Source organism: Streptomyces minutiscleroticus (assembly GCF_014650875.1).
Classification (GTDB): Bacteria; Actinomycetota; Actinomycetes; order Streptomycetales; family Streptomycetaceae; genus Streptomyces; species Streptomyces minutiscleroticus.
This window is the reverse complement of sequence record NZ_BMVU01000007.1, coordinates 1-22,122: the sequence shown is the minus strand read 5'-3', so window position 1 is coordinate 22,122 and position 22,122 is coordinate 1. Positions and strand designations below refer to the sequence as shown.

The 22,122-nt window shown below is 74.5% G+C and carries 23 protein-coding genes; 14 read left to right on the top strand and 9 right to left on the bottom strand.

Features of this window, described 5'->3' with window-relative positions:
* Positions 1-74: 74 nt before the first annotated feature.
* Entirely contained in the window at positions 75-479 is a 405-nt protein-coding gene (locus IE271_RS10980; protein ID WP_190190176.1) for a GtrA family protein, read from the top strand.
* Positions 467-1,384, top strand: coding sequence for a YihY/virulence factor BrkB family protein (locus tag IE271_RS10975; RefSeq protein ID WP_190190053.1), 918 nt, complete (start codon positions 467-469; stop codon positions 1,382-1,384). The genes IE271_RS10980 and IE271_RS10975 overlap by 13 nt, the downstream gene beginning before the upstream one ends.
* Here IE271_RS10975 and IE271_RS10970 read toward each other — a convergent pair.
* Positions 1,332-2,573, bottom strand: coding sequence for a D-alanyl-D-alanine carboxypeptidase family protein (locus tag IE271_RS10970; protein ID WP_373308745.1), 1,242 nt, complete (start codon positions 2,571-2,573; stop codon positions 1,332-1,334). The genes IE271_RS10975 and IE271_RS10970 overlap by 53 nt on opposite strands.
* A 91-nt stretch (positions 2,574-2,664) precedes the next feature.
* Here IE271_RS10970 and IE271_RS41855 point away from each other — a divergent pair, with 91 nt between their 5' ends.
* From IE271_RS41855 to IE271_RS10960, 3 genes are all read left to right on the top strand, one after another.
* Complete coding sequence (locus tag IE271_RS41855; RefSeq protein WP_229919251.1) at positions 2,665-2,907, top strand: SCO4848 family membrane protein; 243 nt, start codon at positions 2,665-2,667, stop codon at positions 2,905-2,907.
* A 20-nt stretch (positions 2,908-2,927) separates the two neighbouring features.
* Entirely contained in the window at positions 2,928-4,556 is a 1,629-nt protein-coding gene (locus IE271_RS10965; protein ID WP_190190051.1) for a metallophosphoesterase, read from the top strand.
* A gap of 555 nt (positions 4,557-5,111) precedes the next feature.
* Positions 5,112-5,513, top strand: a complete 402-nt coding sequence (locus tag IE271_RS10960; protein WP_190190050.1) for an ATP-binding protein — start codon at positions 5,112-5,114, stop codon at positions 5,511-5,513.
* A gap of 190 nt (positions 5,514-5,703) precedes the next feature.
* Here IE271_RS10960 and IE271_RS10955 read toward each other — a convergent pair whose 3' ends face one another.
* From IE271_RS10955 to IE271_RS10925, 7 genes are all read right to left on the bottom strand, one after another.
* A complete protein-coding gene (locus IE271_RS10955) occupies positions 5,704-6,321 on the bottom strand; it encodes a Uma2 family endonuclease (protein WP_190190049.1) in 618 nt (205 codons plus the stop codon).
* 91 nt (positions 6,322-6,412) lie between these two features.
* On the bottom strand, positions 6,413-7,201 hold the full coding sequence (locus IE271_RS10950; protein ID WP_190190048.1) for a TetR/AcrR family transcriptional regulator: 789 nt from the start codon (positions 7,199-7,201) through the stop codon (positions 6,413-6,415).
* 284 nt (positions 7,202-7,485) lie between these two features.
* The gene (locus IE271_RS10945) at positions 7,486-8,247 is read right to left on the bottom strand and encodes a succinate dehydrogenase iron-sulfur subunit (RefSeq protein ID WP_190190047.1); all 762 of its coding nucleotides are present in this window, start codon (positions 8,245-8,247) and stop codon (positions 7,486-7,488) included.
* On the bottom strand, positions 8,247-10,001 hold the full coding sequence (gene sdhA, locus IE271_RS10940; protein WP_190190046.1) for a succinate dehydrogenase flavoprotein subunit: 1,755 nt from the start codon (positions 9,999-10,001) through the stop codon (positions 8,247-8,249). The genes IE271_RS10945 and sdhA overlap by 1 nt, the downstream gene beginning before the upstream one ends.
* Positions 10,002-10,020: 19 nt before the next feature.
* A complete protein-coding gene (locus tag IE271_RS10935) occupies positions 10,021-10,503 on the bottom strand; it encodes a succinate dehydrogenase hydrophobic membrane anchor subunit (protein WP_190190045.1) in 483 nt (160 codons plus the stop codon).
* 5 nt (positions 10,504-10,508) lie between these two features.
* The gene (gene sdhC / locus IE271_RS10930) at positions 10,509-10,889 is read right to left on the bottom strand and encodes a succinate dehydrogenase, cytochrome b556 subunit (protein WP_190190044.1); all 381 of its coding nucleotides are present in this window, start codon (positions 10,887-10,889) and stop codon (positions 10,509-10,511) included.
* 149 nt (positions 10,890-11,038) lie between these two features.
* Positions 11,039-11,797, bottom strand: coding sequence for a 2-oxo-4-hydroxy-4-carboxy-5-ureidoimidazoline decarboxylase (locus tag IE271_RS10925; RefSeq protein WP_373308744.1), 759 nt, complete (start codon positions 11,795-11,797; stop codon positions 11,039-11,041).
* Positions 11,798-11,970: 173 nt separating this feature from the next.
* Here IE271_RS10925 and IE271_RS10920 point away from each other — a divergent pair, with 173 nt between their 5' ends.
* From IE271_RS10920 to IE271_RS10880, 9 genes are all read left to right on the top strand, one after another.
* Positions 11,971-13,512, top strand: coding sequence for a beta-N-acetylhexosaminidase (locus IE271_RS10920; protein ID WP_229919262.1), 1,542 nt, complete (start codon positions 11,971-11,973; stop codon positions 13,510-13,512).
* A gap of 215 nt (positions 13,513-13,727) precedes the next feature.
* Positions 13,728-14,237 carry a hypothetical protein gene (locus IE271_RS10915; RefSeq protein WP_190190043.1) on the top strand — a complete coding sequence of 170 codons (510 nt, stop codon included), beginning with the start codon at positions 13,728-13,730 and terminating at the stop codon, positions 14,235-14,237.
* A gap of 90 nt (positions 14,238-14,327) precedes the next feature.
* Positions 14,328-14,888 (top strand): hypothetical protein, encoded by a 561-nt coding sequence (locus tag IE271_RS10910; RefSeq protein ID WP_190190042.1) that lies wholly within the window; start codon positions 14,328-14,330, stop codon positions 14,886-14,888.
* 233 nt (positions 14,889-15,121) lie between these two features.
* The gene (locus IE271_RS10905; RefSeq protein ID WP_229919250.1) at positions 15,122-15,502 is read left to right on the top strand and encodes a hypothetical protein; all 381 of its coding nucleotides are present in this window, start codon (positions 15,122-15,124) and stop codon (positions 15,500-15,502) included.
* A gap of 725 nt (positions 15,503-16,227) precedes the next feature.
* Positions 16,228-16,683 (top strand): hypothetical protein, encoded by a 456-nt coding sequence (locus tag IE271_RS10900; RefSeq protein ID WP_229919249.1) that lies wholly within the window; start codon positions 16,228-16,230, stop codon positions 16,681-16,683.
* 125 nt (positions 16,684-16,808) lie between these two features.
* Positions 16,809-17,426 (top strand): RNA polymerase sigma factor, encoded by a 618-nt coding sequence (locus IE271_RS10895; protein ID WP_190190173.1) that lies wholly within the window; start codon positions 16,809-16,811, stop codon positions 17,424-17,426.
* Entirely contained in the window at positions 17,423-18,421 is a 999-nt protein-coding gene (locus tag IE271_RS10890; protein ID WP_190190040.1) for a hypothetical protein, read from the top strand. The genes IE271_RS10895 and IE271_RS10890 overlap by 4 nt, the downstream gene beginning before the upstream one ends.
* Positions 18,422-18,877: 456 nt before the next feature.
* On the top strand, positions 18,878-19,540 hold the full coding sequence (locus IE271_RS10885; RefSeq protein WP_190190039.1) for an RNA polymerase sigma factor: 663 nt from the start codon (positions 18,878-18,880) through the stop codon (positions 19,538-19,540).
* Positions 19,540-20,664 (top strand): extensin, encoded by a 1,125-nt coding sequence (locus IE271_RS10880; protein ID WP_190190038.1) that lies wholly within the window; start codon positions 19,540-19,542, stop codon positions 20,662-20,664. Before IE271_RS10885 ends, IE271_RS10880 begins: the two co-directional genes overlap by 1 nt.
* A 206-nt stretch (positions 20,665-20,870) precedes the next feature.
* Here the strand turns inward: IE271_RS10880 and IE271_RS10875 are convergent, their stop codons facing one another.
* Positions 20,871-21,794: a L,D-transpeptidase family protein gene (locus IE271_RS10875; RefSeq protein ID WP_190190037.1), complete on the bottom strand. Its 924-nt coding sequence runs from the start codon at positions 21,792-21,794 to the stop codon at positions 20,871-20,873.
* Between the last annotated feature and the right edge of the window lie 328 nt (positions 21,795-22,122).

Genomic DNA, 22,122 nt, shown 5'->3' with positions numbered 1-22,122 from the left:
GCCGGTGGACCCCGCGCCACCCGTGGACCGCGGACCCCTCGCGCACCCGGCGCCGCCCGCGCCGGTCGCGGGAACTGCTCGGCTTCGCCGCCGCCGGCCTCGTCGCGTACGCCGCCGACCTCGCCCTCTTCCTCTGGCTGCGCGGACCGGCGGGCCTGGACCCGCTGACCGCCAAGGCCCTGTCGTTCGCGGCCGGCTGCTCCGTGGCGTACGCGGGCAACGCGCTCGGCCCCTACCGGCACCGCACCGGGCCGCGCCTGCGCCAGTACGGGGTCTTCCTCGCGGTGAACGCCGCGGGCGCGCTCGTGCAGCTGCTGTGCCTGGCCGTCAGCCACTACGGGCTCGGGCTCACCTCGCGGCACGCGGACACCGTCTCCGGCGCCGTGGTGGGCATGGCGCTCGCCACTGTCCTGCGCTTCTGGGGGACGCGGACATTGGTTTTCCGCGACGGGGGCAGAGGCCGGACATGGACTGGCTGAAGAAGCTTCCGGGCATCGGGCCGTGGCTCGCGCGCCTGATGGAGACGCACGCGTGGCGTTCGTACGAGCGCCTGGACCGGGTGAAGTGGACGCGTCTGGCCGCCGCCATGACCTTCACCAGCTTCGTCGCCCTCTTCCCGCTGCTCACCGTCACCGCCGCGGTCGCCGCCGCGGCCCTCAGCGACGCGCAGGTGCGCACGCTGGAGGACAAGCTGGCCGAGCAGATCCCCGGAATCGCGGACCAGCTGGACATCGGCGGGCTCGTGGACAACGCGGGCAAGGTCGGTGTCATCGCGGGCGCCCTGCTGCTGGTCACCGGCATCAGCTGGATCGGTTCCGTACGGGAGTCCCTCCGGGACGTCTGGGAACTGCCCGAGCCCGACGAGAACCCCCTGCTGCGCAAGGCCGGCGACGCCGGGGTGCTCCTCGGCCTCGGCGGCGCCGTCCTCGTCTCCGTGGCCGCCTCCGGCCTCGCCTCCGCGGCGATCGGCTGGACGACGCGCCGCCTCGGCATCGACGAGAACGGCTTCGGCGGCGTCCTGCTGCAGGCCGCCGCGTTCCTGGTCGCCGTCCTCGCCGACTTCCTGCTGCTCCTGTACGTCCTGACGCTGCTGCCCGGCGTCGAGCCCAAGCGCCGCCGGCTGATCACCGCGGCACTGCTCGGCGCCGCCGGGTTCGAGCTGCTGAAACTACTGCTCAGCGGCTATCTGCAGGGCGTCGCGGCCAAGAGCATGTACGGCGCCTTCGGCGTGCCGATCGCCCTGCTGCTGTGGATCAACTTCACCTCGAAGCTGGTGCTGTACTGCGCCGCGTGGACGGCGACGCGCGAGCACGACGCGCCGAAGGAGGAGGTCAGTGCCGCGTCCGGCGGCGCACCAGATCGGGCAGCGGCCACCGACGGTTGATCAGGAACGCACCGCCCGCCAGCAGGGCCAGCAGCCCGCCGGCGACGCCCAGCGCGACCCCGGCACCGCTCGACCTCCCGGTCCCCGGCGCGGCGGCCGCGGCGGCCCGCGCGGACTCCCGGCTCTCCGGGGCCGCCGTGCCGCCCGGCCGCGCGTCCGGGCTCGCGCTGCGCGGCGCCACCAGCTCGCCGACCGGCTCCACCTTCCCGGCCGCCGCGAAGCCCCAGTCGAGCAGCCGCGCGGTCTCCTTATAGACCTCGTTGTGCTCGTTCTTCTGCGGGTTCATCACCGTCACGAGCAGCACCCTGCCGTCGCGCTCGGCGACCCCGGTGAAGGTGGCGCCGGCGTTGGTGGTGTTGCCGTTCTTCACCCCCGCGATGCCCTTGTAGGTGTCCACGTCGTAGTCGCCGGTCAGCAGCCGGTTGGTGTTCTGGATCTCGAAGGAGCCGCGGGTGGTCCTCCCCTTCTTGTCCTTCTTCGTCTCGCCGGGGAACTGCGCCCGCACGGTCGAGCAGTACTCCCGGAAGTCCTTCTTCTGCAGCCCGGAGCGGGCGAACAGCGTCAGGTCGTACGCGGAGGAGACCTGGCCCGGCGCGTCGTAGCCGTCGGGGCTGGCCACGGTCGTGTCCGTGGCCCGGAGCTCGTCGGCGTGCTCCTGCATGTCCGCGACCGTCTTGTCGACGCCTCCGTTCATCGCGGAGAGCACGTGCACGGCGTCGTTGCCGGAGCGCAGGAAGACGCCGAGCCACAGGTCGTGGACCGTGTACGTCTCGTTCTCCTTGATCCCCACCGTGCTGGAGCCCGCGCCGACGCCCGCCAGGTCGGACAGCTCGACCTCGTGCTTCTCGGTCCGGGGGAACCTCGGCAGCAGCGTGTCCGCGAACAGCATCTTCAGGGTGCTCGCCGGGGGCAGCTTCCAGTGCGCGTTGTGCGCGGCCAGCACGTCGCCGGACTCCGCGTCCGCGACGATCCAGGAGCGCGCCGTCAGCTCCTTGGGCAGCACCGGGGCACCGCTGCCCAGCTCCACCTGGGTCCCCGCCCTCCCGAGGCGCTCGCCGCCCACCGTCGACATCGACGCCGGGGGCTTCGGCTTCTCGTCCGCGACCGCGGGCACGGACAGGGAGACGGACAACAGGGACGCTGAGGTGATCAACAGGGAGGTCCTGACGATCCGTTGAGAGGCGGGCACGACCGAGAAATTACAGGGTCCCCGGTCGGCCCCGGCACCCCCCTCCCCACCCCGCACGCGGCGGCCAGCGGGCGGCGGTGATACTGAACGCATGAAGCTCAGCCGTCCCGTCTCCTGGTTCCTGCTCGCCTTCGGGGTGTGGAGTTGGGTCATCTGGATCACTTTCGTCAAGAACCTGTGGAAGGACGGCAGCGGGCTGGCCTTCGACGACGCCGGTGACCCGACCGCGTACTTCTGGGTGCACCTGACGCTCGCCGTCGTCTCCTTTGTTCTGGGGACGATCGTGGGGGCCATCGGGTTGCGCGGACTGCGCGCACTGCGGCGCACGGCATAGGCACTTAGGGGAGCGCCGCCATGGTGATCGTGTTCTTACTGCTCGTCCTCGCCCTGCTCGCCGTCCTGCACTGGTACGTGTGGCGGCGGCTGGTCCGCGACACGACCGCGGGGCCAGGGCCCGCCCGGCGCATCGGCACGGCCGTGCTCGTCGTCGGGCCCGTACTGATGCTCGCCGCGCTCGCGGGCGGGCGCATGGGCATGCCCTTCGCCCTCCAGCGCGTGCTGGCCTGGCCGGGCTTCCTGTACATGGTGCTGGCCATGTACCTGCTGCTCGCGCTCCTGGTGGGCGAGCTGGTGCGGCCGCTGCTGCGGCTGTTCCTCGAACGGCGCGCGGCGCGCGCGGGCGGGGCGGAGCCCTCGCGGACGGCGGAGCGGGACGGCGGCCCCGCCGGCGCCGGCACGGCCGCCACCGGTCCCGCGCCCGCCGGGACGGCCTCCGCGCCCGCCGCGGGCCCCGCGTCCGCCGCGCGGCCCGGAGGCGGGGAGACGGCCTCCGGCGCGGGCGCGCTCGGGACCGTCACGGAGGAGCCCGCCGCGACGGGACCCGGTACGGCGGAGTCCGGTAGAGCGGAGTCCGCGGCGGACGGCCCCGCGGCGGCCGGGACGGCAGGGCCCGCGGGCGCGCCGCGCGAGGACGCGGCCCCCGCGGGCGGCGCCTCCGCCACCGCCGCGCGCGGTACGGCCACGGCGGAGCCCGAGGGCTCCGGCGCGGACGCGGGGACGGCGGCCGGCGGCGAGGCCGGGACCGGCGCGTCCGGTGCCGCCGGGCGGGAGCCGTCCGCGGCGGCCGGCGCGGACACCGCGCGGCCCGTGCCCGGCGGTCCCTCCCGCCGCCTCTTCGTCGCCCGCGCCGTCGGCGCCGCCGCGGCGGTCGCCGCGGTCGGGACCGTCGGCCACGGCACGTACGGCGTCCTGCGCGGCCCGAAGGTCAAGCGGATCACCGTGCCGCTGGCGAAGCTGCCGCGCGCGGCCCACGGCTACCGGATCGCCGTGGTCAGCGACATCCACCTCGGTCCTGTGCTCGGCCGCGGCTTCGCGCAGAAGGTCGTCGACACGGTCAACTCCACCAACCCCGACCTGATCGCCGTCGTGGGCGACCTCGTCGACGGCAGCGTCGAGGACCTCGGGCCCGCCGCGGCGCCGCTCGCCCAGCTGCGGGCGCGGCACGGCGCGTACTTCGTGACCGGCAACCACGAGTACTTCTCCGGGGCCGAGCAGTGGGTGGAGCAGGTGCGCTCGCTCGGGCTGCGGCCGCTGGAGAACGCCCGTACGGAGCTGCCCGGCTTCGACCTCGCGGGTGTGAACGACGTCGCCGGCGAGGACGAGGGCCAGGGGCCCGACTACGACAAGGCGCTCGGCGACCGGGACCGCGACCGCGCGTGCGTGCTGATGGCGCACCAGCCGGTGCAGATCCACGACGCCGTCCGGCACGGCGTGGACCTCCAGCTGTCCGGGCACACCCACGGCGGCCAGCTCTGGCCCGGCCCCCTGATCGCCGACCGGGCCAACCCCACGCTCGCGGGCCTGGAGCGGTACGGCGACACGCAGCTGTACGTGTCGCGCGGCGCGGGCGCCTGGGGGCCGCCGACGCGGGTCGGCGCGCCCTCCGACGTCACGGTCGTCGAACTGGCCTCGCGCCGGGCCTGAGACGACCGCCCGGCAGGGGCGCGGCAAGGCTCCGCAAGGGGGTCCGCCGGTTCTCGCGGCGGGCCCCCCGAGGCCGTACTGAGCAAAGTCGAGCCATACACATCCGCAAAGCGGAAAGCGGACCGTGCGGACGTCCGGAAACCGCCGCCGGACGAGCGGCCGCCGGTGACCGCTGCCGGGCCCCGCGGGGCCGGTACGACGGACTTCGTCGCGCTGCCCGCTCCGGCCGGGCCGCGCACCGCCGCGCCGGGGGTCCGGATCAGGACAGCCGCGGGCGCCCCGAACACGGCCCCGATGGCCCGGGGCGCCGGAAGGAGGCCGTCCGTGATGCCCCGGCCCGTTGCGCCGCGGGAGGCGGGAAGCGCGCTCTGAGCGGTGACGACGCGGCTGGCGAACCGTATCTCCGCAGCGGTGGCGCCGGGCGGGGACCGTGCGTGGCCGTTCCGGATGTGACGCGATCTCGCGGGAGCGGTGATTGCGGAAGTGACGGCGCGGGAGCGCCCGACGCAGCACCATGTGTGTGGGGGAGGTGTGTGCGGGGTGAGGAGCATACGTGTGGTGAGGCGCAACTCCTTCCGGCTGCCCCGGCATCCGGCGTCCGTCGGCATCGCCCGGGCCCGGGTGCGCGAACACCTGGCGGACTGGGGGCACTCGGACGGGGACCCGGCGCTGGAGGACGCCGTCCTGCTCGTCTCCGAGCTCGCGACGAACGCCGTGCGGCACGGCCCGGTCCTGGAGCGCGAGTTCGAGGTCGCGGTGACCGCGCTCGCGGACGGCTCCTGCTTCATCGAGGTCTCCGACGAGGGCTCGGCGCAGCCGCGCCTGCGCGAGCGGCCCGGTCCGAACGACGAGTCCGGCCGCGGCCTGCACCTGGTGGAGCAGCTGACCACCGCCTGGGGGGTGTGGAGCCGCGGCGTGCACGGCAAGACGGTGTGGGCGCTGGTACCGGCCCCCTGAGCCGATCAGGACAAGGGCTCCTTTGGCCGTCCCCGTCCCCGTCCCCGTCCCCGTCCCCGGCCGCGGCTCCGGCTCTGGTCGCGGCCCGGTCCCGGTACCGGCTCTGGCCCCGTCCCGGCCTCGGTCCCGGCTCGGTCCCGGTTCGGATTGCGTACGGCGTCCCGGACCCCGGAGCGGACGGCCGCCTGAGTCATCCGTCGGGACGCGGCTGCGGCCGGCCCGCCCGCAGCACCTCGTCGACGTCCAGGGTGACCTTGGCGCCGATGGAGTCGGGGAGGGCGACCGACTCGCCGGGGGAGTGGACGCGGTGGCCCGCGTACTCGCTCCCGGCCGGGTCGGTGAGGACGTGGAGGCGCTGGTGCCTGCGGTCGACGATCACGTAGACCGGGATCCCGGCCTCGGCGTAGGCGGCGGCCTTGGTCTTCAGGTCGGTCTTCCAGTTGCCCGACGTGACCTCCAGGACGAGACGGAGGACGACGGGGTCGTAGGAGTTGTTCCCGACGAGATGGTCGTCGATGTCGGCGTCCACCACGGCGAGGTCCGGGATCGCGTAGTCCTCGGTGCCGGTGGGCAGCCACAGCCCGACGCCCTGGAGGACTTCAGTGGGACCGTCGTCCAGTCCCGCTGCGAGGAACGGGCGCATGAGCTTGGTCAGGGCGCGGGCGTGCGGGCCGTCCGGTGGTGGGGACACGAGGATCTGGTCTTCGATGATCTCGACGCGGTAGCCCGGAAGGCGGTCCATGAGACGGTTCGCCTCCGCGATCAGCGGACGCTCGCCGGGAGGCCGCTCGACGGATGCTGCGGACATCACGTGCCTCCTGGGAGCTGGTTGTCGAGAGCATCATCGTAGGCGGGGCAGGACCGGAACGTCCCGTTCGAGCCGCTTCACCCATGAGTGATCACTTGCCCCGCCCCTTGACGGCCGGGTCCGGCAGCATGTGTGTCATCCCGGGCAGGAAGTCCGTGAACAGCTCGTGGACCTCGTGGACGAGGGGGCGCAGTACGCGGAAGCGGGCCAGGGAGACGCCGCGGGTGGTCAGCCGGGCGCCGCGTTCGGCGAGGCGGTAGCTGCGCTCGCGGCCCTCGGTCCGGTCGAAGACCCAGTACAGGACCAGCCCCATCTGGGAGAGCCACATCAGCTCCGGCAGCACGTCCTTCAGCTCGTCCGGCACCTTCGCCTTCGCCCCGGAGAGCACCTCGCGGTGCAGGGCGATCGCCTCCTCGCGCGGGCCCGCCGACTCGGGGGAGAAGGGGCTGAGCGGACTGTCGGGGTCGGCGGCGTTCTTGAAGAACTGGGCCGCGAACTCGTGGTACGGCTCCGCGACGTCGAGCCACGCCTTCAGCACCCCGGCGATCCGCGCCTCCAGGTCCGTCTCGCGCTCCAGCACCGGCTCCACCGCCACCTGGTGCTCGGCGCCGATCCGGTCGTAGAAGCCCTGGATCAGGTGCTCCTTGCCGACGAAGTAGTAGTAGGCGTTGCCGACGGAGACCCCGGCCTCCTTGGCGATGGCCCGCATCGTCGTCCTGTCGTAGCCCCGCTCCTGGAACAGGCGCAGGGCCGTCTGGAGGATCAGGGCGCGGGTCTGCTCGCTCTTGGCCTGGCCGGTCCGCTCGGAACCGGTGGCTTCCCGGCCGGTCCGTTCCTCGCCGGAGTCCGGCCGGCCGGGGCTGTCGTTCGCTGCTGGCACGGGAACAGAGCCTAACCAGCGGCGCAGATGCCGTCGCCACGGGCGGGCGGCGTGTGGGACCAGCCGCCCCGCGGGTCGTACGTCCGGCCGTCCCCGCCGTGGTGGGCGCGCCCGCCCGGGCCGGCGGCGCGCGTCTGCCGGGTCTCCCGCCACTTGGACGCGGCCAGTACCGCGGTCCTGGCGAAGAGGATGCCCTTCGGGGTGCTGAGAACAGGGCGCGCATGCCCGAGGGCCCCGTCTCCGGCCGGAGACGGGGCCCTCGGGGATCGGGCGTCGCGGCGGTGTCAGAAGCGGCGCGTGATCAGCGCCCGCTTCACCTCCTGGATCGCCTTGGTGACCTCGATACCGCGCGGGCAGGCGTCCGTGCAGTTGAACGTGGTGCGGCAGCGCCACACGCCGTCCTTGTCGTTGAGGATCTCCAGGCGCTGCTCGCCCGCCTCGTCACGGCTGTCGAAGATGAAGCGGTGCGCGTTCACGATCGCGGCCGGGCCGAAGTACTGGCCGTCGTTCCAGAAGACCGGGCACGAGGAGGTGCAGGCGGCGCAGAGGATGCACTTCGTGGTGTCGTCGAAGCGCTCGCGGTCCTCGGCGGACTGCAGCCGCTCGCGCGTCGGCTCGTTCGTGTCCTTCGTGATCAGGAAGGGCATGACGTCGCGGTACGCCTGGAAGAACGGCTCCATGTCGACCACGAGGTCCTTCAGGACCGTCAGGCCCTTGATGGGCTCGACCGTGATCGGCTTCTCGGGGTTGATGTCCTTGATCAGCGTCTTGCAGGCCAGGCGGTTCTTGCCGTTGATCCGCATGGCGTCGGAGCCGCAGATGCCGTGCGCGCAGGAGCGCCGGAACGTCAGCGTGCCGTCCAGGTCCCACTTGATCTTGTGGAGGCCGTCGAGGACGCGCTCCTTGGGGTCGATCTCCAGCTGGAAGTCTTCCCAGGTGGCCTCCGCCGCGACCTCCGGGTTGAAGCGCCGGACGCGGAAGGTGACCGTGATGTAGGGGGACGCGGTGGAGGGGGCCTCCGCCTTGTCCAGTACGGGGGTAGCCATCAGTACTTACGCTCCATCGGCTGGTAGCGGGTCTGGACGACCGGCTTGTAGTCGAGACGGATGGACTCGGAGCCGTCGTCGCCCACCTCGCGGTACGCCATGGTGTGGCGCATGAAGTTGACGTCGTCGCGGTTCGGGTAGTCCTCGCGGTAGTGACCGCCGCGGGACTCCTTGCGCGCGAGCGCGGACACGGCCATGACCTCGGCCAGGTCGAGCAGGTTGCCCAGCTCGACGGCCTCCAGCAGGTCGGTGTTGAACCGCTTGCCCTTGTCCTGGATCGACACGTTCTTGTACCGCGCTCGCAGCTCGGCGATCTTCTCGACCGCCGTCTTGATCGTCTGCTCGGTGCGGAACACCATGACGTTGGCGTCCATGGTCTCCTGCAGCTCGCGGCGCAGCTCGGCGACCCGCTCGGTGCCCGTGGAGGCGCGCAGCCGCTCGATCTGCTCGACGACGAGGGACTCCGGGTTCTCCGGGAGCTCCACGAAGTCGGCCTTCTGGCTGTACTCCGCGGCGGCGATGCCGGCCCGGCGGCCGAAGACGTTGATGTCGAGCAGGGAGTTGGTGCCCAGGCGGTTGGCGCCGTGCACCGACACGCACGCGACCTCGCCGGCCGCGTACAGGCCCGGGACGACGGTGGTGTTGTCCGCGAGGACCTCGCCCTGGACGTTCGTCGGGATGCCGCCCATGGCGTAGTGCGCGGTGGGCTGGATCGGGATCGGGTCCGTGTAGGGCTCGATGCCGAGGTAGGTCCGGGCGAACTCGGTGATGTCCGGGAGCTTGGCGTCGAGCTGCTCCGGCGGCAGGTGCGTGAGGTCGAGGTAGACGTGGTCGCCCTCGGGACCGCAGCCGCGGCCCTCGCGGATCTCCGTGTAGATGGAGCGCGAGACGACGTCGCGGGAGGCGAGGTCCTTCATGACCGGCGCGTACTTCTCCATGAAGCGCTCGCCGTCCTTGTTGCGCAGGATGCCGCCCTCACCGCGGGCGCCCTCCGTGAGCAGGATGCCCATGCGCCAGATGCCGGTCGGGTGGAACTGGAAGAACTCCATGTCCTCCAGCGGGATGCCCCGGCGGTAGACGGCGGCCTGGCCGTCGCCGGTCAGCGTGTGCGCGTTGGACGTCACCTTGAAGAACTTGCCGGTGCCGCCGGACGCGTAGATCACGGCCTTCGCCTGGAAGACGTGGATCTCGCCGGTCGCCAGCTCGTACGCGACCACGCCGGCCGAGCGCTTGACGCCGTCGACCTCGGTGATCAGCTGGTCGAGGACGTAGAACTCGTTGAAGAACTCCACGCCCTCCTTCACGCAGTTCTGGTACAGCGTCTGGAGGATCATGTGGCCGGTGCGGTCCGCCGCGTAGCAGGACCGGCGGACCGGGGCCTCGCCGTGGTTGCGGCTGTGACCGCCGAAGCGGCGCTGGTCGATGGTGCCGTCCGGGGTGCGGTTGAACGGCAGGCCCATCTTCTCCAGGTCGAGGACGGAGTCGATGGCCTCCTTCGCCAGGATCTCGGCGGCGTCCTGGTCGACCAGGTAGTCACCGCCCTTGACCGTGTCGAAGGTGTGCCACTCCCAGTTGTCCTCCTCCACGTTGGCCAGCGCGGCGGCCATGCCGCCCTGCGCGGCGCCCGTGTGGGAGCGGGTGGGGTAGAGCTTGGTCAGCACGGCGGTGCGGCTGCGCTTCGTCGCCTCGATGGCGGCGCGCATGCCGGCGCCGCCGGCGCCGACGATGACGGTGTCGTACTTGTGGATCTTCATGATGGTCGCAGCCCCGTGCCTAGCGGATGTTCGGGTCGAAGGTGAAGATCACCAACGTGCCCAGCAGGATGGTGAACACCGTGGCGGTGTAGAGCAGAGCCTTCAGCCACAGGCGGGTGTTCGGACGCTCCGCGTAGTCGTTGACGATCGTCCGCAGGCCGTTCGCGCCGTGCAGCATCGCCAGCCACAGCATGGCGAGGTCCCAGACCTGCCACCAGGGGGACGCCCAGCGGCCGGCCACGAAGGCGAAGCCGATCTTGGAGACGCCGCCGTCCAGGACGAGCTGGATCAGCAGGTGGCCGATGACCAGGACGACCAGGACGATGCCCGACAGGCGCATGAAGAGCCAGGCGGCCATCTCGAAGTTGCCGCGGGTCGACCTCGGGGTCTTCTTGGTCCGCTTGCGCGGGGGCTCGATGAACGGGGCCGGGTTGTCCGGGCCGTACGGCGACGCGCCCTCGACGGGGCCGACGCCGGAAGCGGTGGTCTCAGTGGTCGACATCTGCCTCAGCCCCCGAACAGTTCACGGACGGCGTGCCCGAGGACCGGGTACAGCGCCCCGATCATCAGCACGACCCAAATGCCTACGACGGTCCAGAGCATCTGCTTCTGGTAGCGGGGGCCCTTCGACCAGAAGTCGACGGCGATCACCCGCAGGCCGTTGAGCGCGTGGAAGAGGATGGCGGCGACGAGGCCGTACTCCAGCAGCGCGACGAGCGGGGTCTTGTAGGTGGCCACGACCTTGTCGTAGGCCTCCGGGGAGACACGGACGAGAGCGGTGTCCAGCACGTGTACGAACAGGAAGAAGAAGATGAGGACGCCGGTGACTCGGTGAGCCACCCAGGACCACATTCCTTCCCGGCCGCGGTACAGCGTTCCAGCCGGCACGGAAGAACCCTCCGGGAGCGGGGATTGGGGCCGCGCCGGCTTGTCGTGTCGGACGGGCCCGGCCGGGTACGGTCCACCGGCCCCGGCCATCGTAGCGACGACTTGTCGGAACGCTTACAGCGGGCCCGTCTGTGTGATCAAACAGGCAATCAAACGGGCACGTACGGGTGACCGGGGTCACCCGAACCGGGATGATCCTCGCGATACCGGCGCCCGTCGGGCGTGTCGCGCCCGGCGTACCGCCCGACCAGGCGGGCGAGCCGGCCGCGGGCCAGGCGCCGCAGCTCCTCCGCGACGACGGCGCGCTCCTCGTCGGGGTCGTGGGCCAGCCGCGCCCGGATCCCGGCCAGCACCCGGTCGAGCGCCTCGTCCGGGGCCGCGTCGTCCAGGCAGATCACGAAGACGTGGCCGAAGCGGCTCTCGTACGCCGCGTGGGCCGCGCCCAGGGCGGTCAGCGCGGCGGCGGAGGCGTACCCGGGCGGGGGCGACGGGGCCTCGCGGGCCAGCGCCCCGGCGAGCTCGGCGGCCGTCAGGTCGTACGCCGCCTCGTCGGCGGCCGCCAGCAGCGACTCCAGGTCGGGGTAGGGGCGGTGCGCGGCGATCCGCCGGGCCCAGCGGGGGCTGGGGTAGCAGGACAGCAGGGCGTCCTCGACGGTGTCGGCGGGCGCGCGGTTGAACCGCTCCAGGGCGGCGGGGGACGGCGCGCGGCCCTGCTCCGGTACGACCGGGGCCGCGTCGCGGGGACGGGAGGGGTGGGGTGAAGACTGCGGAGACAGCGTGGGATCCTCGGCGGCTCGGTGACGGTCCGGAGGGCCGCCACGTGTGCATCGGGAGGGGATGCAGTGAGGGATGTGCAGCCAAGTTATCGAGAGTTGACAGGAGCTGTCCGACGGATGCCCGAATTTCACTCGACCGGGCAGGTTTCAGAACGCTTAGTGGACGATCAGCGGGGCGGCGCACGCCGGAGGCCGGCCGCGGGGGTGCAGCGTATGGGGATGGGTGAGACGCGGTGAGCGGACGCAGGCGCCGGGCCCCGGCGCGGCGCGGACCGGGCGGGCCGCTGCCGGCCGCGGCGGCGATCGTGGCGGCGGGCGCCGTCGCCGTGGCCGTCGCCGTCTGGCCGGACGGCGACGGGGCCACGACGGGCTCGCGTCCCTCGGGGAGCGCTCCGGCGTCGTCGGCGTCCCCCTCGCCCTCGCGCACGTACCCCCTGTCGGAGGCGCCCCGCACCATCCCCGCCGTCCGCGGGCACACCCCGGCCCGGGGTCCCGGCTGGAAGCCGGCGAAGGGCGGCCGGGTCGTCGTGGGCGACACGGACCTGGCCGACGAGGGGAGGCTGCTCGCGGACGAGCTGGGGCTGGCGTACGCGGGCCGGGCCGGCGCCCGCGCGGGCGACGTCGAGCTGGCCCTCGGCGGCGACGGCGGCCCGGAGTCGTACACCCTGACCGTGCGGGACGGGCGGGTGCGCGTCGCCGGACCCGCCGAGGCGGGCGTCTTCTACGGGACGCGCACGCTGAAGCAGGAGGTGCACGGCGGCGGCACGGCCCCCGAGGGCGTGGTACGCGACGAGCCGGCCAAGCCCCGGCGCGGCTTCATGCTGGACATCGCGCGCAAGCACTTCACCGCCGGCTGGATCGAGGACCGCATCCGCGAGCTGGGCGACCTGAAGTACAACGAGCTGGGCCTGCACTTCTCCGACGACCAGGCCTTCCGCATCGAGTCGGACTCGCACCCGGAGGTCGTCTCCTCGCCGCACCTGACGAAGGCCGAGGTGAAGAGGATCGTCGCGCTCGCGGAGAGCCGGCACATCACGGTCGTCCCCGAGATCGACTCGCCCGGCCACCTGGGCGCGGTGATCGCCGCCCACCCGGACCTGCAGCTGCGCACCGCGTCGGGCACGCCCACCCGGGGCGCGGTCGACATCTCCGACCCCGCGGCGGCGGACGTCGTCGACGACCTGCTGGACGAGTACGCCGAGCTGTTCCCCGGCGGGTACTGGCACCTGGGCGCCGACGAGTACCAGGCGCTGGTCGCGTCCGACCCGGAGGCGTCGTACCCGCGGCTGGCCGCCGCGGCGCGGAAGAAGTACGGGGCGGCCGCCGGCGTGAAGGACCTCGCGACCGGCTGGCTGAACGACCGCGCGAGGACGGTGCGCCGCCACGACCGGACCCTGCGGGCGTGGAACGACGGCTTCTTCCCCGGCGGGGCGGTCCGGCCGGACGGGGACCTGGAGGTCGCGTACTGGACGGGCAAGGAGATCGGCGCGCGGCAGCCCGACGAGTACCTGGCCGAGGGCCGCAGGATGATCAACTACAACGACGAGTTCCTCTACTACGTGCTCGGCGAGCCCAACACCTTCGTCTACCCGACCGGGAAGCGCATCTACGAGAAGTGGACCCCGCGCGTGGTGCGCGGCACCGAGCCGGTCCCCGAGCGCTACGACGGCCAGATCCTCGGCGCCTCCTTCGCCGTCTGGTGCGACCTCGCGACCCGGCAGACGCAGGACCAGGTGGCCGCCGGCGTCCGGATGCCGCTGCGGGCGCTGGCGCAGAAGCTCTGGGACCCGGGGGAGCCGGACCTGTCCTGGGCCGAGTTCGAGGCACTGGCCGGGCGGCTGGGCTGAGGGGCCGGACCGGGGGCCGGCCTCCCGGCGCCGGACGGCGCGGACGCGGGACGGGACGGCCGGCGGCGCGGCGGGCCGGCGGCGGCCGCGCGGTACCGGGCACACGGCGGCGGGTACCGGCCGCCCGCCGCGGCGTTGTGCCCGTTCCGGTGGCGGCGGGCCGCTCCCTGTGGTGTATTCGGCCCGAGCGGGTCGAGAGTCTGGGGGGACGCCGCATGGGCTTCTGGGGGTACTACGTCGTCGGCAGGAGCGAGAAGCCGCTCGCCGGGCTGGCCGCGCTGGCGGACGTACAGGGGATGACGCTGCACGAGATGACGTCCGAGGGCTGGCAGGTCTGGCAGTACCCGAGCAAGGACGGCGCCGGTGACGTGGGGGACATGGCCGGCCTGGCCGCCGAGACCGGCGCGCCCGCCCTCTTCGGCTACGTGATGGGCGGCGACTGCGTGGTCGTCGAGGCCGCCGCGCCGCGCGGCGGGGCCTGGACGACGTGCCTGGCGCGCGGCGCGATGGCCGGGCACCTCGGGTCCGGCGGGGACGGACCGAGCGTCGACGACTACTTCCTGGAGCCGCGCGACGCCGTCGCCCGGGCCCTGGCCTGGGCCGAGGAGGCCGGCCGCACCGTCGCCGAGCGGCCCCTCCTGGAGGTGCTGAGCGCCGAGGACGAGCCCTCGGCGGAGATGCTCTTCTTCCGGTTCCTGGACCGCCTGGGCGTCGTGCCCCTGTGACATTCCGGCCGGCCGGGGCGCAGTAAGGGAAAATGTGCGGGCTCCGTGAAAGGCGGCGTCCGCCGAGGGGGAGGCGCAAGGGGAGGCGCGATGAGTCTGGTCGAACTGATCGCCGGAGCCGGCGGACCGGCACTGGCGGCGAGCGCCCTGGGGTGCCTGGACCGCTGCGTACCGCTGCTGGGCGGTGACGACGAGACCCTGCGGCCCCTGTGGACGGGGCTCGCGGAGGACGCGGACTGGGGCGAGCGGCTCGCCAAGGTGCGCGGGGACCTCGGGCCCGCCGCCGCGGAGGCGGGCGGCCCCGGCGACGAGACCGTGCCGCTCGTCCGCGGGATGCTGTCGGCCGCCCCGGACGCCCTGGACGCCGCGGCCCTGCGCGTGTGGGCCGACGCCTGCTCCGTCGCGGCCCTGCGCGTGCACGGGCTGCTCGACGCCTACGAGGACGACGCCGCCTGGGTGGAGGCGCGCCGCGGGGGAGGGGCGGAGGGCCTGCCGCCGCTCGTCGCGGCCGAGCTGCGCCGCCAGACCGCCGTCCTGGAACTGCTCGCGGTCCAGGGGACCGGCGGACTGCGCCAGGCCCTGGAGATCTCCACCGAGGGCCGCCGGGTGCTGCGCGCGGTCGTCTCCCGCAGGGCGCGCGGACGGAGCTGACGGGCACCCGCCCCCGGCCGTCCTCCGGTGCCTGTCCGGACGCCGCGCCCCGGCACCGGTCCCGCCGCCGTGCCCGTGCCGCCGCGGGCGCGGAACCGCGCAGGTCCCGGGGAGTTCCTGTGGCCGTCCTGCGAGAGCCCTGGGGCGGTCTCGCGTCGGTCGGGCGTACCGCCCGGACCGGGGCGTGACAGGACGGGCCCGCAGGACGGATCTTCCTCTGTGTGACTGCACAGATGGCAACAAGGCATCCGGCCGCGGCGCGGCCCATCCGCTGGGCGGCGGACGCGGTCGCCGTCCTGCGCGAGGGGGCGCGGCTGCGGCTGGACTACTCGGCGCGCAGCCTGTGGAGCGTCGACCGCACGATCCAGGAGATACGCAGGGACGGCGCGCCGTACGACGCCGTGCACACCGTGCTGCGCTGCTTCGGCGCGTACGCGGGCGAGGTGATCGCGCGGCACACCGGCGGCGAGTGGCTGGAGACGCACCTCGGCCTGATGCTGCGCACCCCGGACGGCCGGTACTGGGACCCGGTGGTCGAGGCCCGGCGCTGCTGGTCCGGGGACGGCTCGCTGCACCTGCTGTGCCGGGAGGCGACGGCGGCGGCCGCCGCGTAGCGGCGGAGCGGGCCGGGACGCCCTCGTACGGGATCCCGGTTCTCCGCCGTCCGGTCCTGCGGGGCGCTTCGCCGCCCGGTCCGGTGGGCCCGGCCCGTTGTCCCCTGTGCCGCGGGCCACGGCGCGAGCACCTGGCCCGGCCGGGCCCCGGCCGCCGTGCCCAGCCGGGCGGGGCCGTAGTACCCGGCGGCCGCCCCGAGGCGCCCGAGGCGGACGCCGGCACGTACGTACGTACAGCAGGGTGCCGTCGCCGGTGTCCTCGTCCTCGGTGCCGAGGACCAGGCCGGCGCGGCCGTCGCCGTCGCGGCCGGCGGACCCGGTGCCGGCGGACCCGGTGCCGGCGGGCGCGGGCGCCGCCGCGGCGGGGGCCCCGGCGACGGCGACGCCCGGGACCACCTCCCGCGCGCCGGCCGGGCCCTCCGCCCCGGACCGAGCGGTTCGTGCGCGTACGTCGTCCCGCGGCTCAAGTGCCCCGCCCCTGGGAAGTCTTCGCATCGAGGTCACCTGCCCCACGGGTGACGTCGTCCGTTGAGCGCGCACGACTCCCCGGAGACCACCGGAAAGAGTGTGCGCTGCGTCACTGCCGCCGTCGGCGCCCGCCCCGGGGCGCCGGTGCCCGGCCTCCCGCGCGGCGGCGGGTGTGACGTTCGGAGGGGTCCTTGCGCTCTGTTCTGCGGACCGGTCCGCGCGCACGCGGACGGAGGACTCGGAGCGGGAGGCGCGGCATGGGAGTGCGGACCAGGCATGCGACCGCCGACCTGCGCATGCGGCGCTGCGCGGCGGAGTTCGTGCGACGGGTCTCGGCGAGGTCGCGGCTGCCGCTCGACTACTCCGTCGACAGCCTGGGCGTCGTCGACTTCATCGTCGACGAGATGCGCGGGGAGGGGCGGGAACCGGCCGACGCGGGGCGCGTCCTGTTCGAACTCGGCGCCTACACCGGCGAGGTCCTGGTGCGCCGGGTCGGCGCCGTGTGGGTCGAGTTCGACCCGGAGCAGCGGGAGCTGTTCGGCCGGCCCGTGGGCGTGCGGACGCCGGACGGCCGGCTGTGGAACCCGCTCGGCAAGGTGGTGCGGCGCTTCGAGACCGGCGGGCGCGAATCCGTGCGCGCGCTCTACCGTGAGGCGCGGGGCCTGCCGCGGCCGTCGCCGCCCCGGCGGCCGGGACCGGTCCGCGGCCGTTGAGCGCCTGTGACGTTTCCGCGCGGCGCGACGCAGATGTTGCCGAAGGCACGGCCGCCGACGGCCGTGCCGCACGGTGCCTCACGGGGACGGACCCGGGGACGAGTTCGCTGCGAACGAGGGAAGTGTTGGGCCGAGGAGGCGAGACCCACCGCGGACGCGGGTCCGACGGGGAACTGGGCGCCGCCGTGGCGCGGGCGCAGCAGGGCGACGAGCACGCCTTCGCGGTCGCCTACCGCCTGGTGCAGCCGGGGCTGCTGGGCTATCTGCGCGGTCTGGTCGGCGACGACGCGGAGGACGTGGCGTCCGAGGCGTGGCTGGAGATCGCGCGGGACCTCGGGCGCTTCCGCGGGGACGGCGCGGGGTTCCGCGGCTGGACCGCGACCATCGCGCGGCACCGGGCCTTCGACCACCTGCGGCGGCAGAGGGCCCGGCCGCGGCCGTCGGTCATCGAGCAGGACGTGCTCGACCTGCCGGGCACCCACAGCACCCACGACCAGGCCCTGGAGTCCCTCTCCACGGAGGCCGCGCTGCGCCTGGTCGCCGAACTGCCCCCGGACCAGGCGGAGGCGGTGCTGCTGCGGATCGTGGTCGGGCTCGACGGCCCGTCGGCCGCACGCGTGCTCGGCAAGCGCCCGGGGGCGGTCCGCACGGCCGTCCACCGGGGCCTGAAACGGCTCGCGCGGCGGCTGGGCGTCGACGATGTGACGGATGAACCGCCACGCACGCTGGGGGAGTCGAGATGAACGGCGACGGGTCCTGGAACGAGGACGACGGGTCCGGGGCGGCCGGCCGGCACGGCCCCGCCGCCCGTGGTCCGCGCACGCCCGGGCGCGGCGGCGATCCCGCGCCCTCCAGGGGCAGTTCCGCGCCCTCCGGCGGAACGCCCGCGCCCGACCCGCCGCCGGAGGGCGCCGCGGGGGACGGGCGCGGACGCGGTGCGTCCCCGGGCCTCGACGCGCTGCTCGCGGAGGCCGTACGGAGACCGGGCGCCGCCGACGACGGCGAGGAGCGGGCGGTCGCCGCCTTCCGGGCCGCCCGCGACGCGGGCGCCCACGCGGCGCGCACCCGGCGCCGGGACGACTGGCGGCCCAGGGCCGCCGGGGCGCGGTGGTCCGTGCGGACCGTCTGCGCGCTGCTGCTGGGCAGCGTGGTCCTCGGCGGAGCGGCGTTCGCGACCATCGGGCACGTCGCCGGACCCGCCGGCCCGCCCCGTCCGGACCGGGACGTCACGACCCCGCGCGTCCCGCCCGGCGGCGCGGGGCCCGCGACCCCCTCGGCGCCCGCCACCGCCCCCGGCACACCGCCGCCCACGCCGACGGGAAGTGGTGGACCGGAGGGGACCGGGGAGCCCGGGTCCGGCGACGGCACGCCCGGGAACGGCGGGAAGGACAAGGGCAAGGGCAAGAAGGACAAGGCCGAGAGCGCCGGCAACAACGGCAACGGCAACGGGGGCAACGGGAACGCCGGGAGCAGCGGCGGCGGCAACGGCAACGGGACCGGCGGGAGCAATGCGAACGGCGGCGGGAACGGCAACGGCGGAAGCAACGGCAGCAACGCGAACGGCGGCGGCAACGGCAACGGCGGAAGCAACGGCAGCAACGCGAACGGCGGCGGCAACGGGACCGGCGGGAGCAATGCGAACGGCGGCGGCAACGGCAACGGGACCGGCGGGAGCAACGCGAACGGCGGCGGCAACGGCAACGGCGGCAAGGGCGAAGGGGGCGGCGGACGGGAGTGAGCCCCGCGGCCCGTCGCCCGCGTGACGCCCGGAGCGCCCCGCTCCCGCCCCGGTCCGCCCCGGGGGACCGTGCGCCCGGTCCCGCGCCCCTTCCGCACGCGGTAGCAGCGGCGCGTCCCCGACAGCAGAAAACGGGAGCTCCCCTGTCGGGGAGCTCCCGTCGCCGATGGCAACGGCCGGGGCCGCCACCCCCCACAGGAGAGGCCCCGACCGTCGCGCGGCACGGGCCGCGCGGCGGCCCGTACTCTCTACAGCGCCACGGGTGCGGTTTGTGTCACACCCCTTGGGTCACGAGTTAGTTGCACGTTGTACGGTCGTGGACGCGCACCGGTTTCACGTCGTAACGTGCGTTTCGCGCCGGATGCGGAGCACGACCGCAACCACCAATCGAGGAAGTCACGACGGCGAGAACCCGGTCCGCGAGAGCGGCGCCGGCTGGGCGCAATGAGGGGCGCGGTGCTGGGGGAGGACGCGGAGCTGACCGCGGCGGTGCTTGCGGCACAGGACGGGGACGAGACCGGTTTCCGGACTGTGTACCGATCGGTGCACCCGCGGCTCCTGGGGTACGTACGGACGTTGGTCGGCGACCCGGACGCCGAGGACGTCACGTCCGAGGCGTGGCTGCAGATCGCCCGGGACCTCGGACGGTTCAGCGGCGATGCGGACCGCTTCCGCGGCTGGGCCGCGCGCATCGCCCGCAACCGCGCGCTCGACCACATCCGGATGCGCGGCCGGCGGCCCGCCATAGGCGGCGACGAGAGCGAACTCACCGGCCGGGCCGCCGAGTCCGACACCGCGGGCGAGGCCATCGAGGCGCTCGCCACCGACAGCACCCTCTCCCTCATCGCCCGGCTCCCGCAGGACCAGGCCGAGGCCGTGGTGCTCCGCGTCGTCGTCGGCCTCGACGCGAAGACCGCCGCCGAGACCCTCGGCAAACGCCCGGGCGCCGTCCGCACGGCCGCGCACCGCGGTCTCAAGCGGCTCGCGGAGCTCCTCGGCGACGATCCGGAATCCCCCGGGCCGCCCGCCGTCGTGGCCCTGCCGCGAGAACCGCGCCCCCGTCCGGTGACGTCCGCCGGTGTGACGGATACGCGGACGCGGACGCAGAAGGACATGTGATGGCGGACGAGCAGGACAAGTGGCTCAATCGGGAGGCGGCGGAACGCCTGCTGCGCGGAGAGCCGCTCGAATGCGCCGACGCCGCCGTCCGCGCCCGGGCCGACCGGCTCGCCGGGACCCTGCGCGCACTGGCCGCCGGGACCCCGCCCACCGGCCCCGAACTGCCCGGTGAGGCCGCCGCCGTGGCCGCCTTCCGACAGGCCCGCACCGGTGCCGCCGCCGAGCGGCCGCACCCGGCGCCCGGCGTCCGCAGACGTACGGACGAGGCCTGCGACATGGGCGTCGTCCACGTCGCCGTCCCGCGCCGGGACAGATCCGGCCCCTCCGTCTGGGGCCGCCCCGTGCGCCTCGGCCTGGCGGCGGCCCTCGCCGCCGGCACGATCGGCGGAGCGGCGGTCGCCGCCGGAACCGGAATCCTGCCGACGCCGTTCGACGGGGAGCGCCCCGGGCCCGCCGCCTCCGTCTCGGCGGCCGTCTCCCCGACCGGCCGCCCGCTTCTCACACCGTCGCCCGGGGCGAGCGCGGACGGCGGACCGGCGTCCCCCGCGCCCGGGGGCGGCACGTCCGGGTCCGTCGCGCCGGACGCCCCGTCGCGCGACGAGGCCCGCGGCTCCGCCGCCGGCCCGCGGTCCGGCTCCGGCGCGGGCCCCCACGACGACGAGGCCGGCGCGCGGCGGCACGGGACCGCCTCGGCCTGCCGCGACGTACGCGACGGCAAGGCGCTGGGCATCGAGCGCCTGCGCGGTCTCGAGGAGGCGGCGAACGGCGCCCAGCACGTGCGGAAGTACTGCAAGGGCCTGCTGAAGGACGCGGAGCAGAAGGGCTCCGACGGCCGCGGCGGCCGGGACGCCGGGACGCCGGACCGGGACGGCCGCGGCAAGGGCGGCGAGAACGACGCCGGCGACGACGAGGGCACCGGCGACGGCGACGACGAGGGCGCCGACGACGGCGACGCCTCCATACGCCCGGGCGGCGTCCGCACGGGTGACGGGCATTCCCGCGGCGGCGTCCGGTCCGCACCGACGAAGCCGGTCACGAGCCGGCCGCACCCGCCGCACCCCGCCGGGCTGCCCGGCACCGGAACCGGCTCCCTGCCGCTGCCCCACCCCTCGCCGGCCTCCTGACCTGTGTTCTCGTACCGCTTTGAACTTTCCGCGAGCCAGGTGTGACAGTTTCGGCCGCCCCGGCGCTGTAGGAGATGAGCCGACTGGTCATCGGCTTCGCACGAGCCGGGGTTCCCCCCGTACCCACGGCTCAGTGCCCATCGGCGCGGGCGGGACACGTTCCCCCGGTCCCGCCCGCGCCGGCTCTTCACTCCTCGCCGCCGCCGTCACCAGTGCACGACGACCTTGTCCCCGTTCCTCACCTGTGCGAACAGCGCCGCGACGGCCTTCTCGTCCCGGACGTTGACACAGCCGTGCGAGCCGCCGGAGTAGCCGCGCGCCGCGAAGTCCTGCGAGAAGTGCACCGCCTGGCCGCCGCTGAAGAACATCGCGTACGGCATGGGGGAGTCGTAGAGCGTCGACACGTGGTGGCGTGACTTGAAGTAGACCTTGAAGACGCCCTCGCGGGTGGGCGTGTGCTCGGTGCCGAAGCGCACGGCCATGGTCGAGACGGTCCGGCCGTCGATCATCCAGCGCAGGGTGCGGCTGGTCTTGCTGATGCACAGCACCCGTCCGCTCAGGCAGCGCGGGTCGGGCGGCGCGGCGGGCTGGCCGCCCATGGCGTACAGCTCCCAGTAGCCCGGTTCGCGCGTCATCCCCCGCAGCCGCTGCCAGGTGACGGTGTCCGTCTCGCCCGTGCGCGGCAGCCCGCGCTTGCGCTGGAAGCCCTCGACGGCCTGTGCCGTCAGGTCGTCGTAGGTGCCGGTCGGGCCGTCGTGGAGCCAGGCGACCTGGCGCAGCCTGGCCTGCAGTTCGCGCACCCGCGGGCCCGTGTCGCCGCTCGACCACAGGACCGCGGCGGGGGCGGCCGCAGGCGTGGAGGCGGCGGGCGGCGCGGACCGGGAGGCCCCGCCTCCGCTCCCCTTCGCCGGGGCGCCGGCCGTCTCCCGGCCACCACCGCTCCCCTTTGCCGCCCCGCCCTTGCCGTCCGGCGTGCCCGTGGGGCCGATGCTGATGCTGATGGGCGGGGGCTGCCGCCCCTGCGCGCCGCCGGCCTGCGGCTCACAGGCGCACAGCAGCGCGAACACCGCGCACGCGGCCAGACCGGCGCGGACGGGCGGTGCGGCGACGGCGGTACGGAACGGGCGCATGGGGTCCCCCGCGGCTCTCGGTGCGGTCTCCGGTGCAGCAGGGATGCTGCCCACCGACACGCGTCCGCGAACTCCGCGTGACGCGTGTGAGCGTGGTCTCCCCCGGTCTGTGAGCAAGTTCAAAGGCGTGCTCCCTCCACCGGCCGCACGGCCGCCACTACAGTCCGTCGCGAGGGTCGGATCCGTACCCACGAAACAGCTCAGCTGGAGGCACACACCATGGCACGCGAGTCGGAGTCCGGTCTGCCCATCGAGCCGGTCTACGGTCCGGAGGCCCTTGCGGGGTGGGATCCGGTGGAGAAGCTGGGGGAGCCGGGGGCGTATCCGT